Source organism: Nocardia sp. JCM 38205 (genome assembly GCF_058222935.1).
The window spans coordinates 198,482-213,703 of sequence record NZ_JBYHFL010000007.1 but is presented as its reverse complement, the minus strand read 5'-3'; the positions used below and the strand labels follow the sequence as shown (position 1 = coordinate 213,703).

At 68.6% G+C, this 15,222-nt stretch carries 16 protein-coding genes; 8 read left to right on the top strand and 8 right to left on the bottom strand.

All coding sequences use genetic code 11. The features are described from left to right. Positions 1–249 precede the first annotated feature (249 nt). Complete coding sequence (locus tag AC4HOU_RS24850) at positions 250–1,215, top strand: M48 family metallopeptidase (protein ID WP_490725426.1); 966 nt, start codon at positions 250–252, stop codon at positions 1,213–1,215. Here AC4HOU_RS24850 and AC4HOU_RS24845 read toward each other — a convergent pair whose 3' ends face one another. Beyond that, a complete protein-coding gene (locus AC4HOU_RS24845) occupies positions 1,216–1,869 on the bottom strand; it encodes a mycothiol-dependent nitroreductase Rv2466c family protein (protein WP_163814797.1) in 654 nt (217 codons plus the stop codon). Between the two features lie 162 nt (positions 1,870–2,031). On the opposite strand from AC4HOU_RS24845, the gene AC4HOU_RS24840 reads away from it, so the two are divergent. From AC4HOU_RS24840 to AC4HOU_RS24830, 3 genes are all read left to right on the top strand, one after another. Beyond that, the gene (locus AC4HOU_RS24840) at positions 2,032–3,252 is read left to right on the top strand and encodes an NAD(P)/FAD-dependent oxidoreductase (protein WP_490725391.1); all 1,221 of its coding nucleotides are present in this window, start codon (positions 2,032–2,034) and stop codon (positions 3,250–3,252) included. A 114-nt stretch (positions 3,253–3,366) separates the two neighbouring features. Further along, entirely contained in the window at positions 3,367–3,768 is a 402-nt protein-coding gene (locus tag AC4HOU_RS24835; protein WP_163814799.1) for a YciI family protein, read from the top strand. Then, positions 3,765–5,024: an RNA polymerase sigma factor gene (locus tag AC4HOU_RS24830; protein WP_194989406.1), complete on the top strand. Its 1,260-nt coding sequence runs from the start codon at positions 3,765–3,767 to the stop codon at positions 5,022–5,024. Before AC4HOU_RS24835 ends, AC4HOU_RS24830 begins: the two co-directional genes overlap by 4 nt. Before the next feature lie 66 nt (positions 5,025–5,090). Here AC4HOU_RS24830 and AC4HOU_RS24825 read toward each other — a convergent pair whose 3' ends face one another. Then, positions 5,091–5,927, bottom strand: coding sequence for a phosphoribosylaminoimidazolesuccinocarboxamide synthase (locus AC4HOU_RS24825; protein WP_194989405.1), 837 nt, complete (start codon positions 5,925–5,927; stop codon positions 5,091–5,093). A 125-nt stretch (positions 5,928–6,052) separates the two neighbouring features. Here AC4HOU_RS24825 and pepN point away from each other — a divergent pair, with 125 nt between their 5' ends. The 3 genes from pepN to AC4HOU_RS24810 all read left to right on the top strand — a co-directional run bounded on the left by pepN (position 6,053) and on the right by AC4HOU_RS24810 (position 10,024). Continuing rightward, on the top strand, positions 6,053–8,635 hold the full coding sequence (gene pepN / locus AC4HOU_RS24820; protein ID WP_194989404.1) for an aminopeptidase N: 2,583 nt from the start codon (positions 6,053–6,055) through the stop codon (positions 8,633–8,635). A gap of 202 nt (positions 8,636–8,837) precedes the next feature. After that, a complete protein-coding gene (locus AC4HOU_RS24815; protein ID WP_163814803.1) occupies positions 8,838–9,440 on the top strand; it encodes a ClpP family protease in 603 nt (200 codons plus the stop codon). Next, positions 9,437–10,024, top strand: coding sequence for a ClpP family protease (locus tag AC4HOU_RS24810; protein ID WP_163814804.1), 588 nt, complete (start codon positions 9,437–9,439; stop codon positions 10,022–10,024). The genes AC4HOU_RS24815 and AC4HOU_RS24810 overlap by 4 nt, the downstream gene beginning before the upstream one ends. Before the next feature lie 238 nt (positions 10,025–10,262). Here AC4HOU_RS24810 and AC4HOU_RS24805 read toward each other — a convergent pair whose 3' ends face one another. From AC4HOU_RS24805 to AC4HOU_RS24785, 5 genes are all read right to left on the bottom strand, one after another. Continuing rightward, positions 10,263–10,685, bottom strand: coding sequence for a helix-turn-helix domain-containing protein (locus AC4HOU_RS24805; RefSeq protein WP_163814805.1), 423 nt, complete (start codon positions 10,683–10,685; stop codon positions 10,263–10,265). 140 nt (positions 10,686–10,825) lie between these two features. Beyond that, positions 10,826–11,290: a DUF5130 domain-containing protein gene (locus AC4HOU_RS24800; RefSeq protein ID WP_163814806.1), complete on the bottom strand. Its 465-nt coding sequence runs from the start codon at positions 11,288–11,290 to the stop codon at positions 10,826–10,828. Continuing rightward, entirely contained in the window at positions 11,277–11,552 is a 276-nt protein-coding gene (ctaJ, locus tag AC4HOU_RS24795; protein WP_036534362.1) for an aa3-type cytochrome oxidase subunit CtaJ, read from the bottom strand. Before ctaJ ends, AC4HOU_RS24800 begins: the two co-directional genes overlap by 14 nt. A 165-nt stretch (positions 11,553–11,717) precedes the next feature. Then, positions 11,718–13,292 (bottom strand): glycoside hydrolase family 13 protein, encoded by a 1,575-nt coding sequence (locus AC4HOU_RS24790; RefSeq protein ID WP_490725389.1) that lies wholly within the window; start codon positions 13,290–13,292, stop codon positions 11,718–11,720. A gap of 16 nt (positions 13,293–13,308) precedes the next feature. Beyond that, complete coding sequence (locus tag AC4HOU_RS24785) at positions 13,309–13,713, bottom strand: globin (RefSeq protein ID WP_138452949.1); 405 nt, start codon at positions 13,711–13,713, stop codon at positions 13,309–13,311. A 207-nt stretch (positions 13,714–13,920) separates the two neighbouring features. Between AC4HOU_RS24785 and AC4HOU_RS24780 the strand changes: the two genes are divergently transcribed. Continuing rightward, the gene (locus tag AC4HOU_RS24780) at positions 13,921–14,622 is read left to right on the top strand and encodes an HNH endonuclease (protein ID WP_175585949.1); all 702 of its coding nucleotides are present in this window, start codon (positions 13,921–13,923) and stop codon (positions 14,620–14,622) included. A 3-nt stretch (positions 14,623–14,625) separates the two neighbouring features. On the opposite strand, the gene AC4HOU_RS24775 is transcribed toward AC4HOU_RS24780, so the two are convergent. After that, a complete protein-coding gene (locus AC4HOU_RS24775) occupies positions 14,626–15,192 on the bottom strand; it encodes a helix-turn-helix domain-containing protein (protein ID WP_490725386.1) in 567 nt (188 codons plus the stop codon). Between the last annotated feature and the right edge of the window lie 30 nt (positions 15,193–15,222).

The following is a 15,222-nucleotide window of genomic DNA, read 5'->3' as shown; positions in this document are numbered from 1 at the left end:
GGCCACACCGGGCTTCGAGGGCGTCGGCGACCCGACTCGACGGGCTCGATCTGAATAGAGTGGGCGTCCATGCAACCGATCGATCCTCAGCCGCCGCAGCGTCCGCAGGCCGATCAATCCGGGGGGCAGCCAGAGTGGTTGCGCAAGAACGCGCCGCAGGGTTCCTCGTCCGGGTCCGAATCGAGCGAGGTGCCGCAGCCTCCGCAGACCGCCCCACCGACGGCGTATCCGTCGGCGCCCTACCCGGGGATGCCATCCGGCTATCCCGGCGCCGGGTATCCGGCCTACGGGTCCGCGCCGGTGCCGCCCGCCGTTCCGCCGGGCAGCCTGCCGCGGGGGCTCTCGCCGTTCGGTATGCCCGCGCGGCATCTGTGGGAGATCCCGCTGCTCATCGTGGTGGTGGCATTGACGGCGCTGGCGTACCTGTTCGCGGCGCTGCTGCTGGTGTTCGGCAACGTGAACGAATACATCCTCGCCCTGGTGTTCGCGCCGATCCTGATCTGGTTCGGCCGTGGCGTGAACTACGCGACCCAGCGGGTCAACGGGGTGAAGATGTCGCCGACCCAATTCCCGGAGGGCTACCGGTTGGTGCAGGAGGCGGCGGCGCGTTTCGGCATGGCCAAGGCACCCGATGCCTATGTGGTGCTCGGCAACGGCCAGATCAACGCCTTCGCGTCCGGCCACGGATTCCGCCGGTTCGTGGTGGTCTACAGCGACCTGTTCGAAATCGGCGGCGCCGCTCGCGAACCGGACGCGCTGGCGTTCATCATCGGCCACGAGGTCGGGCATATCGCGGCCGGGCATACCTCGTATTGGCGTCAGCTCGGCATGTTCCTGGTGCCGTTCCTGCCGATCATCGGCAGCTCACTGATCCGCTCGCAGGAATACACCGCCGACAATCACGGGTTCTGCAACCGGCACGAGGGCGCCCGCGCGGCCATGGGCACCCTCGCCGCGGGCAAGTACATGAACACCATGGTCGGTTTCGACGAGATGGCCGACCGCGCCGCGCAGGAGAAGGGCTTCTTCGTCTGGATCGTCAACGCGCTGTCCACGCACCCGGTGCTGACCTGGCGGATGTGGGCGCTGCGCGACCGCAGTAGGCACGGCCGCCTCTTCTGGCGCCCGAGCCCTCCCCCACAATTCCCGCCAGGCCGGCATCCGCACGGCCCGTACGGAGAGGTTCCGAGCCTGCCCCCGAAGCCCGTCGCCTGATCAGTCGAACACAGGGTCTTCCGTGCGGGTGCGCTTCAGCTCGAAGAAGTGCGGGTAGGACGCCAGGGCGACGACGCCGTCCCAGACCTTGCCCGCGTCCTCGCCGCGCGGGATGCGGGAGAGCACGGGGCCGAAGAAGGCCACGCCGTTGACGTGGATGGTCGGGGTGCCGACGTCCTTGCCGACCTTGTCCATTCCGGCGTGGTGGCTTTCGCGCAGCTCCGCGTCGTAGTCGGTGCTGTGCGCGGCCTCGGCCAGCTCGGCGGGCAGGCCGGTTTCGGCGAGCGCGTCGGCGATGACCGCGGCCAGTGTCTCCGCGGTGGTGGCGCGCTCGTATTCGGCCCTGCGGTCGTGAATCCTGGTTCCCATGGCGGTGTAGAGCGGGGCGAGTACCTTGTCGCCGTGTTCGCGCGCGGCCGCGATGGCCACCCGGACCGGGCCCCAGCCGCTGTTCATCAGCTCTTGGTACTCCGGCGGGAGGTCGCGGCCTTCGTTGAGTACGGCCAGGCTCATGACGTGGAAGCGGGTCTCGATATCGCGCACCTTCTCCACCTCGAGGATCCACCGTGAGGTGATCCAGCACCAGGGACACAGCGGGTCGAACCAGAAGTCGGCGACATCCTTGCCCTGGTGATCTACGGCGGTGTTGCTCACGTCGATTCCTCTCGATCGCAGACTTGTCCGGCGGCCGGGCCGCTCTCGTACCGACAACCAACGGCCGGCCCGATTCGTTCCCGCATTCGGCGTTTCGGCGCGCCGCGCGCACCTAAGCTGAGGTCGAGGAGCTCGATTCGCCCGGCGTTTAGGAGTCCACGTATGACCTCTGCGCAGCATTTCGTCGTCGTCGGTGGCGGTCTCGCCGGCGCCAAGGTCGCACAGGCGTTGCGCGACAACGATTTCGACGGAACGATCACCGTGCTGACCGATGAGGAGCATCTACCCTACGAGCGGCCGCCGTTGTCGAAGGAGTACCTGGCGGGCAAGAAGGCGTTCGACGAATTCACCGTCGAGGACAAGCCCTGGTATCGCGACCACAACGTGGATCTGCGTCTCGGCACCGCAGTCACCGCGATCGACCGGGCCGCCAAGACGATCGCGCTGCCGGATGGTTCCACCCTGCCCTACGACAAGCTGGCCCTTGCCACCGGCGCCACCCCGCGCCGCCTGCCCATACCCGGTGCGGACGCCGAGAAGGTGTACACCCTGCGCACCCTCGACGATTCGAACACCCTGATCGAGTTGCTGCGCAGCGCGCGGCGCCTGGCCATCATCGGTGCGGGCTGGATCGGGCTCGAGGTGGCCGCCGCCGCGCGCGAGGCCGAGGTCGAGGTGACGATCATCGAAGCCGCCGAGGCGCCGCTGCTCAACGCGCTGGGTGCGGAGATGGGTGCGGTGTTCGCCGATCTGCATCGGGCGCACGGCGTGGACCTGCGGTTGGGTGCGCAGGTGGCCGAGATCGTCACCCGTGACGCGGTGGCCACCGGGGTGCGGCTCGGTGACGGCTCTGTCGTCGAGGCGGACGCGGTCCTGATCGCGGTGGGTGCCCGGCCGAACGTCGAACTCGCCGCCGAGGCGGGCCTCGCGGTCGACTCCGGTGTCCTCGTGGACGCGCATCTGGCGACCAGCGACCCCGATATCGTCGCGGTGGGCGATATCGCCGAACAGGATCATCCGCTGCTCGGCCGCCGGATTCGGGTGGAGCACTGGGCCAATGCGCTGAATCAGCCCGCGGTCGCCGCGGCGACCATGCTCGGCAAGGACGCGGTCTATGACCGGCTGCCGTACTTCTTCACCGATCAATACGACCTCGGCATGGAGTACACCGGCTATACGGCACCGGGCGAGTACGAGCGGGTCGTGGTGCGCGGGGACCTGGCGGCCAGGGAGTTCGTCGCGTTCTGGCTCGATGGGGGCAACCGGGTGCTCGCGGGGATGAACGTGAACGTCTGGGATGTCACCGACCGCATCAAGCAGTTGATCCTCGGCGGTGAACCGGCGGATCCCGACCGGCTGGCCGATGCCTCGATCCCCTTCTGAGGGCTGTGCTGCCGCGCTCGGGCGACTGCGCGTCGCATTGTGTCGAATCCGCCGGCCCGGCTCCGACCTGTTCACGACAACGTCGCCGGACGCATCGAGAATGAGGAGCCCGATATGAAATACATGCTGGTCAAGACCTACGGTCGCGCAGCCAACTGCGATATTCCGATCAACGAGTGGGCGCCGGAGGACATCGCGGCGCATATCGATTTCCAGCGCAAGCTCGGCGAGAAGCTGGCCGCGGCCGGCGAGCTGGTGGATGCCAAGGGCCTGGCCGGGCCCGAGGAGGCACGGATCGTCAGCTATGACGGCCGCACGGCGCCGGTGGTCACCGACGGCCCGTTCCCGGAGACCAAGGAGTTCCTGGCCGGGTACTGGCTCGTCGACGTCGACAGTGCGGAACGCGCGCTGGAAATCGCCGCCGAAGCCTCGGCCGCACCCGGCCCCGGTGGTGTGCCCATCGGCGAGTACATCGAGGTGCGCGCGGTGATGAGCGCACCTGCTGCCGATCGGTGATCGCTTCCGATCGCGCGACCGAGGACCTGCTGCGTGAGCTGGCGCCGCAGGTCCTCGCCGCACTGGTGCGCCGATTCGGCGATTTCCCGACTGCCGAGGATGCCTTACAGGAGGCACTGCTGGCCGCCGCTACCCAGTGGCCGGTCGAGGGCAGGCCGGACAATCCGCGGGGCTGGCTGATCCAGGTGGCGCAGCGGCGGATGGCCGACGCCGTGCGCGCGGAGGTCGCCCGGCGCAACCGGGAGACCACGGTCGCCCTGCGCGAACCCGAACCCGCCGAGACCGTTCCCGCTCAGGACGACTCCTTGATGCTGTTGTTCCTGTGCTGCCATCCGGCGCTGCCGCCGGCGAGCGCGATCGCGCTGACCTTGCGGGCCGTCGGCGGCCTCACCACCGCCGAGATCGCGCGGGCCTTCCTGCTGCCGGAGGCGACGATGGCGCAGCGGATCACCCGCGCCAAGAAGCGGCTGGCCGCCCTGGACCGCCCGTTCGCCCCACCCGCGGACGACGAATGGCGCGAGCGCCTCGATGCGGTGCTGCATGTGCTGTACCTGATCTTCACCGAGGGTCACACCGCCATGACCGGCGACCGGCTGCGCCGCGCGGACCTGGCCACCGAGGCGATCCGGCTGACCCGCGCGGTGTACCGGATCCTGCCCGACGATCCCGAGGTCGGCGGGCTGCTCGCCCTGATGCTGCTCACCGATGCCCGCCGCGACGCGAGGACCGGCCCGCACGGCGAGCTGATTCCGCTACCCGAACAGGATCGCCGCCGCTGGGACCGCGCGGCGATCGCCGAAGGGGTCCGGCTGACGACGGCAACTCTGGACCACGGGCTGCGCGGCCCGTATCAGATCCAGGCGGCGATCGCGGTGCTGCACGCGCAGGCCGATTCCACCGAGACCACCGACTGGCAGCGGGTGCTGGCGCTGTATCGGCTGCTCGAGCGTGTCGCGCCGAACCCGATGGTGACGTTGAATCGTGCGGTCGCCACCGCCATGGTGGACGGCCCCGCCGTCGGCCTCGAGGTCACCGACACCGTCGCCGGCGCGCTCGCCGACAACCACCGGCTGGCCGCTGTGCGCGGACACCTGCACGAGATGGCGGGCGATATCGGCGCCGCGATCACCTACTACACGGCTGCCGCGCGATGCACCACGAATACCGCCGAACGCGATTACCTGACGATCCGTGCCGCGCGCCTACGCACGGAGGCCACGCGCACCCCATCAGGTGCGCCCGGCACCGGTCAGTGATCAACAGGGCGAGGCACACCCCCGGTGCGTAGCTCGAGCTCGATACCGGAACTGATCGAGTCCCGCTCAGGCGGGTGATCCCGTCCAGGTCTTGCCGGTGATGAGCTCGTAGGCCTCCATGTATTTCTTACGGGTCGCCTCGACGATGTCGGCGGGGATCTCCGGCCCCGGCGGTTCCTTGTCCCAGCCGGTGGAGGTGGACCAGTCGCGGACGAACTGCTTGTCGAAGGAGCGTTGCGGTCGGCCGGGCTCCCATTCGTCGGCGGGCCAGAAGCGCGAGGAGTCGGAGGTGAGGACCTCGTCGCCGAGGGTGAGGGTGGCACCGTCCCAGCCGAACTCGAGCTTGGTGTCGGCCACGATCACACCGCGTTCGGCGGCATGCGCGGCCCCGCGCGCGTAGATGCCGAGGGTCAGATCGCGCAGCTTTTCGGCAACCTCGCGACCTTCCTTGTCGACCACGTCGGCGAAGGAGATCGCCATGTCGTGGCCCTCGGCGGCCTTGGTGGACGGAGTGAAAATCGGTTCGGGCAGCCGGTCACCGTCTCGCAGGCCCGGCGGCAGGGCGATGCCGGACACCGTCCCGCTCTGCTGGTACTCCTTCAATCCGGATCCGGTGAGGTAGCCGCGGGCGATGCATTCGACCTGGATCATCCGCAGCGGCTTCACCCGGATCGCACGGGCGCCGAACTCGGCGGGCACGTCGCTGGTGGACAGCACATGGTTGGGCACGTCGGCGAAGAACTCGAACCACCAGTTCGACAGCTGGGTCAGCAGCGCACCCTTGTCCGGGATCGGCGTCGGAAGCACCACGTCGTAGACCGACACCCGGTCGGAGGCGACGAGCAGCAGAGTGTCGCCGTCCTCGTACAGGTCGCGCACCTTCCCGGCGTGCACATGCTTCACGACGTAGCTCCGATCGTGGTCGATGGTTGTCGATGCGGAATTACTACCGCGCGGGCAACCTTACCGACGTGGCATTGTGGGGAACGCCGTGCCCATATGTAGTTCTTCGACCATGAAGGAGTCCGATGTCCGCACCGAACCTCACCCGCGAACAGGCGATCGAGCGCGCCGCGACCGTCTCGGTCGAGAACTACCGCATCGAACTCGATCTCACCGACGGGTCGGGTAACCCGGGCGAGCAGACGTTCTTCTCCCGCAGCACGGTCGCTTTCACCGCGACGCCGGGAGCGTCCACCTTCATCGATATCGTGGCGCGCGGTGTCCGCTCGGCGGTTCTGAACGGCAACCCGATCGACGTCTCCGGCTACGACGAGTCCACCGGCATCACGCTGACCGATCTCGCGGCCACCAATGAGCTCGTGGTGGAGGCCGACTGCGAGTATTCGCATACCGGCGAGGGCCTGCACCGGTTCGTGGACCCGGCCGACGACGCGGTGTACCTCTACTCGCAGTTCGAGACCGCCGACGCCAAGCGTATGTTCGCCTGCTTCGACCAGCCCGACCTCAAGGCCACCTTCACCCTCAGCGTGACGGCCCCGACCGGCTGGAAGGTCATCTCCAACGGTGAGCCGGTCGACACCATCGCCGCCGATCCGGCCCACCACCTGTTCCGCACCACCCCGAAGATGAGCACGTACCTGGTGGCGCTGATCGCTGGCCCGTACGCGCAGTGGACCGACGTCTACACCGACGAGCACGGCAGCATCCCGCTGGGCATCTACTGCCGGGCTTCACTGGCCGAACACATGGACGCCGACCGGCTGTTCACCGAAACCAAGCAGGGCTTCGGCTTCTATCACCGCAACTTCGGCGTGCCCTACGCCTTCGGCAAGTACGACCAGCTGTTCGTACCCGAGTTCAACGCCGGCGCGATGGAGAACGCGGGCGCGGTGACGTTCCTCGAGGACTACGTCTTCCGGTCCAAGGTCACCCGCGCCTCCTATGAGCGTCGCGCCGAGACCGTGCTGCACGAGATGGCGCACATGTGGTTCGGCGATCTGGTCACCATGAAGTGGTGGGACGATCTGTGGCTCAACGAATCGTTCGCCACCTTCGCCTCGGTGCTGTGCCAGGCCGAGGCCACCGAATACACCAGTGCCTGGACCACTTTCGCGAATGTGGAGAAGTCCTGGGCCTACCGTCAGGACCAGCTGCCCTCCACCCATCCCATCGCCGCCGACATCCCGGATCTGGCCGCGGTGGAGGTGAACTTCGACGGCATCACCTACGCCAAGGGCGCGAGCGTGCTCAAGCAGCTGGTGGCCTACGTCGGCCTCGAGCCGTTCCTGGCCGGTCTGCGCGATTACTTCGCCGAGCACGCCTACGGCAACGCGACCTTCGACGATCTGCTGGCCGCGCTGGAGAAATCCTCGGGGCGCGATCTGTCCACCTGGGGCGCGCAGTGGCTCAAGACCACCGGCCTGAACATCCTGCGGCCCGACTTCGAGGTCGACGCCGACGGAAAGTTCAGCTCCTTCACCGTCATCCAGGAAGGTGCCGCCCCGGGCGCCGGTGAACAGCGGGTGCATCGGCTCGCGGTCGGTATCTACGACGACGACGCCGACGGCAAACTGGTACGCACCCACCGCGTCGAGCTGGACCTCGACGCCACCGAACGCACCGAGGTGCCCGAGCTGGTCGGTGTGCCGCGTGGCAAGTTCGTACTGGTCAACGATGACGACCTCACCTACTGCTCGATCCGCTTGGACTCCGATTCGCTCGATGTGCTGATCAACCGCATCGCCGATATCGCCGAACCGCTGCCGCGCACGCTGGCCTGGTCGGCGGCCTGGGAGATGACCCGCCAGGCCGAGCTGCGGGCCCGCGATTTCGTTGCCCTCGTCCAGCGTGGTGTGGGTGCGGAATCGGAGATCGGCGTGGTGCAGCGGCTGCTCATGCAGGCCAACACCACCCTCAGCAGCTACGCCGACCCCACCTGGGCGGCCGAGACCGGCTGGCCCGACTTCGCCAACCGGCTGCTGGAGCTGGCCCGCGAGGCCGAGCCGGGTTCGGATCATCAGCTGGCCTTCGTCAACGCGCTGACCGGCGCGAAACTGTCGGCTTGGCACACCGAGGTGCTGCGTGAGCTGCTCGACGGCGACCCGGCCTCGGTCGGGCTGTCCGGGCTGGTCGTCGACACCGATCTGCGCTGGCGCATCGTGACGGCGCTGGCAGCGTCCGGCGAGATCGACGCCGACGGCGTGGAGACCCCGACCATCGACGCGGAACTGGCCAACGACCAGACCGCGGCGGGCAAGCGCCAGGCCGCCGCCGCCGCGACCGCCCGGCCCATCGCCGAGGTGAAGCAGCAGGCGTGGGAGACGGTGATGGGCGACGATTCGGTGCCCAACATCACCGCACGCTCGATCGTCAACGGGTTCGCCCCCGCAGGCCAGGGTGAGCTGCTGTCGGACTTCGTCGAACGCTACTTCGCCGAGATCCCCGATGTCTGGGAACGCCGCTCCAGCGAGGTCGCGCAGACCGTCGTCATCGGGCTCTATCCGTCCTGGGAGATCAGCGAGGCCGCGGTGGCCAGGGCCGACAAGTTCCTCGCCGAGAACCGTCCGCCCGCGCTGGCGCGGTTGGTGAGTGAGGGCAAGGCGGGCATCGAACGTTCACTGCGTGCCCGCGCGTTCGACGCGCAGTAAACACTCCGCGTACCCGGTCGGGTCGCGAGGGGCCGACGCATGGTCGGCTCGCTGCCACCCGCCGGCCGACGCAGCGCTGGGCCAGGCCCGGATCCCGTTGGGTCCGGGCCTTTTCCGCGTTCACCTGCGCTCGCTGCTGTGAGCAGATCTGCCTACAGCAGCGTCGCGAGATTTCCGGCCCGCCGCGCGGCACCGTGGAGCCATGGCACACGATGAGAAGGCTCCGCTGTTCAGCTGGCGGGCCCGCGAACAACTTTTCGGCAGGCGCATCCTCGTTCTCGACGGTGGCCTCGACGACGACAACGGCACGCTGCTGATGACGCAGATGCTCACCCTCGCGGCCGAGGATCCGGACGCCGGGATCTCGCTGTGGATCCACTCCCCCGGCGGCTCGGTGCCCGCGATGCTCGCCATCCGCGACGTCATGCGGCTGGTGCCCTGCGAGATCTCCACCCTCGCCCTCGGGCTGGCGTGCAGCGCCGGGCAGTTCCTGCTCTCGGCCGGCGATCCGGGACGGCGGTTCGCGCTCCCGCATGCCCGGATCCTGATGCATCAGGGTTCGGCCGGGATCGGCGGCAGCGCCGTCGAGGTCGAAGTGCAGGCCGACGACCTGCGCCACACCGTGGAGACCGTGCTCGGGCTCATCGCCGCCGACACCGGCCAGCCCTATGAGCGGATCTACGAGGACTCATTGCACGACCGCTGGTTCACCGCCGCGCAGGCCAAGGAGTACGGGTTCATCGACCACATCGTCGACTCGTTCGGCCAGGTGGTTCCGCAGCGCCAGAAGATCGGAATCTCATGACCACCTACACCATTCCCAATGTGATCGCCCGCCAGCCGGGGGGCGAGCGGATCATGGACGTCTACTCGCATCTGCTGGCCGAACGCATCGTCTACCTCGGCACGCCGATCGATTCGGGGGTGGCCAACGCGCTCATCGCGCAGTTGCTGCACCTCGAGTCGGAGAACCCGGAACAGGAGATCAACCTCTACATCAATTGCGAGGGCGGCGAGCTGCCCGCGATGCTCGCGGTCTACGACACCATGCGGTTCATCAAGGCGCCGGTCGCGACCACGTGCGTCGGGCAGGCCATCGCGGTCGGGGCGGTGCTGCTGGCCGCGGGCGAGGCGGGCAGGCGTTCGATGCTGCCGCACGCGCGGGTGGTGCTGCATCAGCCGGCCGCCCGGGGCCAGGGCGCGATCCCCGATCTGATCCTGCAAGCCGATGAGCTGGTGCGCATGCGCGCCGAGATCGAGTCGATCCTGTCCGACCACACCGGCAGGCCGGCCGAGACGTTGCGTCGCGATACCGATCGCGACCGAGTGTTCACGGCGGCGGCCGCGGTGGACTACGGGCTGGTGGATCAGGTGCTGCGGGCCAGGTGAGTCGGTGGGCCGAGCGGGCTCGCTGCGACGGTGCCCCGGCTACCAGCCTGCGCTCGCCGGGACGCCGGCAGCGGCGAGTGCCGGTGGTGGCCGCGGTGCTGTTCGATGCCGCCGACGAGGCACGGCCGGCACGTCGGGGCGACCGGCATTCAGCCGAGTGTGCGGGCCTCCGGCCGAAACACTCGAGCCGGCCGCGGGCGCGCTCGGACGGCGTGAGAGACGTCTATCGGCTGCGCGCTCAGGCGGCGAGCAGCAGGACCCGGGGCGTAGTGGAAACCATCGCGGTCGGGGCGGCGGGCTCGTGCCCGACCTGGCGGCGACCGAGCTCCCCGGCCGGGCGCAGTATCCGGCGACGGCCCAGCGTCTCCGCGACCTCACCGGCCAACTCGGCCAGCGAGGTGCCGAGCGCTCCGGCCAGGGCGGCGATCATCTCGCTCGATGGCTCCTTGCGGCCGCGTTCGATTTCGGACAGATATTGCGGCGAGACACCCGCGCGGCCCGCGGTCTCGGCCAGGGTCTCCTGCTGTTCCTGCCGCAGCGCGCGCAACCGGGTGCCGAGCACCTCACGCCACAGCGGTTCACCCTCGGATCGCTCCGGCGGCGGGGCGTGGCGCTGGTCGCGTCCTCCGGGAATGGCATGCAGCCTCGGATGCTCGCTCATAGCCGGAGCGTACCGCCGCCCGCGCGCCGGGCCGACGAATTACGCTCTGGGCGGACAACTCCCGGCCCTCGACGCACCGCACCCCTGCCGATCCCGGCGCAAAAACGCGCCAGGAAGGCAGGGGTGCGGGAGGTGTCGAGTCAGCGGCCGATGGCGGCGGCCATCACCCGAACGGCCGAGACCAGGCCGTCGATGAGCTGGCCCTGACGCATCGAGCTCAATGCGGCGGTGACGCCGAGCTGGCAGACGCGGTCGTTGGCGCGGTCGGCGACGTCCTTGCCCGAACGCACCTCGACGGCGCGATCGTTGGGCGAGACGGCGATGAGCACCGACCGGTTCGCCTCCGGCGTCACCGGGAAGATCGCGTCGGCGCCGGCGGTCGGGTCGGCGCCCAGATCACCGATGAAGACGTTGAACCGCACCTTGGTGGCGCGCGTCGCCTCGGTCAGCACGTTGTCCATGAGCAGGCGCTCTTCATTGCTGAAGGGAGCTTCCTTGAAGACGTCGCCCGCCTCGTGCACGCCGGAGACCCGGCCACTGCTCATCAGGGCGTATCCGTGCGGTAGTTCGGATTCGACCACCGCGGGCCACTTAGAACCTGCCACTTGCCCTGCCTCCGATCAGCTCCGCGTCCGCGGTTTCGATAGCCGCATGGTGACCATGCGAATCAGCAATGTGGTGCCCGTACACGGTCACCTCGTCGGTCGCACTCCACAGCACCGGCTCGGAGGTCCACTTCTTGCTCAGGTCGTAGTGGACCGGCTTCTCGCCGGGCAGCGGCTTACCGAGAAACGACAATCCGGCGATCACGCCGTAGATCACCAGCGGGATGCCGACGAAGATCAGCACTGTCTCGAGAATGCTCACAGCTCAAAGGTAGACGATGCTCTGTAGTAGTTTATCGATCGGTCAGCCTTTTGCGCCTCGACCAGGCATTTCCGCGGCATTCGCGGCGACGTCGGCCGGCGCCGGCTCAGCGCCCGACGACCGGCACTGAGCTGCACTGTTGCCTGGTTGTCCGGTGGCCAGGACTCAGATCAGCCAGGCGGCGGAGTTCGGGGCGAGCAACCCGTCGACGAGGGGTGCGCTGAGCAGGATCGCCTCTCGGTCGGGCAGCTCGATCGCGGCTGCGGAACTGTTGAGCACGCAGACGAGTCCGCCCGGGCGACGGAACATCAGCACTCCGGGTGCGGCGGGCATCCACTCCAGTCCGGCGCCGTCGAACTCCGGACGCTTGTGCCGCAGCTCGATGGCGTCGCGGTACAGCTCGACGGTCGACCCGCTGCGATCGAGCTGGGCGGCCACGGTCAGCTCGGCCCAGTCGGCCGGTATCGGCAGCCATGATCGCGCCGCCGCGGTGAACCCGAACGGCGGGGCGGACCCTTCCCAGGGAATCGGCACCCGGCACCCGTCCCGCCCGCGCTCGGTGTGCCCGGTGCGTTCCCAGACCGGATCCTGCAGCACCTCGTCGGGCAGATCATCGACATTGGGCAGGCCCAGTTCGGCGCCGTTGTAGATGAACACCGCGCCCGGCAGCGCGAGTTCGAGCAGGATCATCGCCCGTGCCCTGGCGACCCCGAGTTCGCCGCCGCCGTAGCGGGTGACCTCTCGCTCGATGTCGTGGTTGGACAACGTCCAGGTGGGCGTTGCCCCGACCGGGACCACGGCGAGCAGGGAGTTCTCGACGGCGTGGCGGATGGCGTCGGCGTCGAACGGGGTCTCGGCCAGCCGGAAGTTGAAGGCGAGGTGCAGTTCGTCGGGGCGCACGTATTCGCCGAAGCGCACGTTGTCGTCGACCCACACCTCGCCGATGGACACCGCGCGCGGATAGTCGTCGAGTACGCGGCGGATGCGGCGGTGGATGTCGTGCACGCCGGGGTTGTTGAATCGCGGATCGGAGTCGTCGTGGATCAACATCCTGGTATCGACGCGTTCCATATCGGGCAGGCCGTCCGGTTTGGCCATGCCATGTGCCACGTCGATGCGGAAACCGTCGACGCCGCGGTCGAGCCAGAACCGCAGGGTCTGCTCGAAATCGGCGATCACCTCGGGGTTGTCCCAGTTCAGGTCGGGTTGCTCGGCGGCGAACAGATGCAGATACCACTGGCCTGGCCTGCCGTCGGCCTCGACGATCCTGGTCCAGGCCGGGCCGCCGAAGATGCTCGGCCAGTTGTTGGGGGGCAGCTCGCCGTCCGGGCCGCGACCGTCGCGGAAGATGTAGCGGGCGCGCTCCCGGCTACCGGGCGCGGCGGCGAGCGCGGCGCGGAACCAGGGGTGCGCGTCACTGGTGTGATTGGGCACCAGATCCATCGTGACCTTGATATCGCGGGCGTGCGCGGCCGCGATCAGCGCATCGAGGGCAGGCATACCGCCGAAGAGCGGGTCGATATCGCGCGGGTCGGACACGTCGTAACCGCCGTCGGCCATCGGCGAACGCATCACCGGGCAGATCCACAGCGCGTCCACGCCGAGGCGTTCCAGATAATCCAGCCGGGCCCGCACCCCGCCGAGATCACCGACACCGTCGCCATCGGAATCGGCGAAAGAACGCGGATAGACCTGGTAGAAGACCGCGGCCTCCCACCACGGGCCCGACGCAGTGCTCATGTCCACCCCGCCGCGCTTACCAGGTCGCGTTCATCAGCGAATTCGCGGCCATCTCCAGGTAGTCGAGCAGCGCCTTGCGGTGTTCGTCGTCGAGCACCTCCGGCTCGATCTCGGCCACCCCGATCCGCATGCAGCGCAACCAGGCGTCGCGCTCCACCGGACCGATCGTGAACGGCATGTGCCGCATCCGCAGGCGGGGATGCCCGCGCTCGTCGCTGTAGGTGCGCGGCCCGCCCCAGTACTGCTCCAGGAACATCCGCAACCGCCGCTCGGCGGGCCCGAGGTCCTCCTCGGGGTACAGCGGGCGCAGCACCTCGTCGGCGGCTACCTCGCGGTAGAACGCGGCCACGATCCGGCGGAAGGTCTCCTCACCGCCGACCGCCTCGTAGAACGACGTCGCTGTGTGCTCGCCCGAAGTCATAGACCCTCTCGATTCGCTGGATGCGCCGCGCTCCATTGTGCCCGCGCACCGGCCTGCTCGCGCACATCGCGGCCCGATGGCTCTTCAGCCACAGTTAACCCGACATTGTGTTAAATCACCGTGCACCGGCCCGCATTCCGTGGTCAACTTGGTGGCAGTCTCCGGCGAGATACCACATGATCTTGGAACGCAGAAATTGGGGTCGACATGAAGCAGCGACACGCCCGATCACAGGAGGCGAGGGCGCACCGACAACTCCAGCCCGCCGACGTCCACAACCGTGGGTCGGGGGCTACTCCGCTGCACTTGTTGTCCGATCATCATTCCGGGGCGCACCGCGATCATCATCGCGCCGACACCGCGCCGACCCCACTGCCCACACCCACCAACAACTGGCTCAAACGCCGCGTCCTGCTCCTCAACGCCACCTACGAGCCGCTGACCGCGCTGTCCGCGCGTCGCGCCGTGGTGCTGCTCATCTGCGATAAGGCCGACACCGTTCACCACGACCCCGAGGGCCCGATCGTGCATTCGGCCGGATCCTCGCTCACCATTCCGTCGGTGATCCGCCTGCGCACCTACGTCCGCGTCCCCTACCGGGCCCGCGTCCCGATGACCCGCGCCGCTCTCATGCAGCGCGACCGTTACCGCTGCGGCTACTGCGGCGGTAAAGCCGAGACCATCGACCACGTCGTCCCCCGCAGCCGCGGCGGCGAGCACAGCTGGGAGAACTGCGTGGCCAGCTGCGCGCCCTGCAATCACCGCAAAGCCGACAAACTGCTCAGCGAGCTGGGGTGGACCTTGCGCGCCCCGCTGGTGTCGCCGAAGGGGCCGCACTGGCGGCTGCTGTCGACCGTCACCGAGCTGGATCCGGTGTGGTTGCAGTATCTGGGCGAAGGCGCCGCGTAACGGTCAGTGGCATTCGACCACCAGGGTCGCCCAGGTGCCCGGTTCCAGCGCCTCGAACAGATGCGGAACGTCGCCCGGATAACTGATGTAATCGCCGGGCCGGAGTTCCGCGGGCGCATCCGCCGGTCCGACGAGAGCGCGTCCGGCACCGAGCAGGATGTGCTCGACCGATTCCCGCATGTGCGCTTCCGACCGGCGCGGCTCGCCGGGTTCGGCGGTGATCCGGTACAGATCGCTGCGCGTGTCGGCCGGGCCGGCCCAGAGCAGAGTGGCCCGATACTCCGACTCCGCGGCGGCGACCACGGGCCCCTCGCCTGCCCGGATCACCCGCACACTCGGTCGGGGCGGGTCGAGCAGCCGCGAGAACGGCATATCGAGGGCGACACACAAGGCCCACAACGTTTCCAGACTGGGGTTCCCGGTCCCCGACTCCAGTTGCGACAGCGTCGATTTCGCGATGCCCGCCCGGTTGGCGACCTCGGTGAGCGACAACCCCGCACGGGTGCGCTCCCTGCGTAGCGACGCGGCGATCACCGCTTTCGGCGCCACCGCCGGATCTTCTGCCGCCATCCAATGCTCCCGTTGTCGGTACTCGTCCGC

What these genes read in the sequence shown, in the direction of transcription:
- AC4HOU_RS24815 (WP_163814803.1), top strand. Translation starts at nt 8,838, where the DNA reads ATGGCACACGATGAGAAGGCTCCGCTGTTCAGCTGGCGGGCCCGCGAA.
- pepN (WP_194989404.1), top strand. Translation starts at nt 6,053, where the DNA reads ATGTCCGCACCGAACCTCACCCGCGAACAGGCGATCGAGCGCGCCGCG.
- AC4HOU_RS24835 (WP_163814799.1), top strand. Translation starts at nt 3,367, where the DNA reads ATGAAATACATGCTGGTCAAGACCTACGGTCGCGCAGCCAACTGCGAT.
- AC4HOU_RS24850 (WP_490725426.1), top strand. Translation starts at nt 250, where the DNA reads ATGCCATCCGGCTATCCCGGCGCCGGGTATCCGGCCTACGGGTCCGCG.
- AC4HOU_RS24780 (WP_175585949.1), top strand. Translation starts at nt 13,921, where the DNA reads ATGAAGCAGCGACACGCCCGATCACAGGAGGCGAGGGCGCACCGACAA.
- AC4HOU_RS24775 (WP_490725386.1), bottom strand. Translation starts at nt 15,192, where the DNA reads ATGGCGGCAGAAGATCCGGCGGTGGCGCCGAAAGCGGTGATCGCCGCG.
- AC4HOU_RS24810 (WP_163814804.1), top strand. Translation starts at nt 9,437, where the DNA reads ATGACCACCTACACCATTCCCAATGTGATCGCCCGCCAGCCGGGGGGC.
- AC4HOU_RS24840 (WP_490725391.1), top strand. Translation starts at nt 2,032, where the DNA reads ATGACCTCTGCGCAGCATTTCGTCGTCGTCGGTGGCGGTCTCGCCGGC.
- AC4HOU_RS24790 (WP_490725389.1), bottom strand. Translation starts at nt 13,292, where the DNA reads ATGAGCACTGCGTCGGGCCCGTGGTGGGAGGCCGCGGTCTTCTACCAG.
- AC4HOU_RS24805 (WP_163814805.1), bottom strand. Translation starts at nt 10,685, where the DNA reads ATGAGCGAGCATCCGAGGCTGCATGCCATTCCCGGAGGACGCGACCAG.
- AC4HOU_RS24785 (WP_138452949.1), bottom strand. Translation starts at nt 13,713, where the DNA reads ATGACTTCGGGCGAGCACACAGCGACGTCGTTCTACGAGGCGGTCGGC.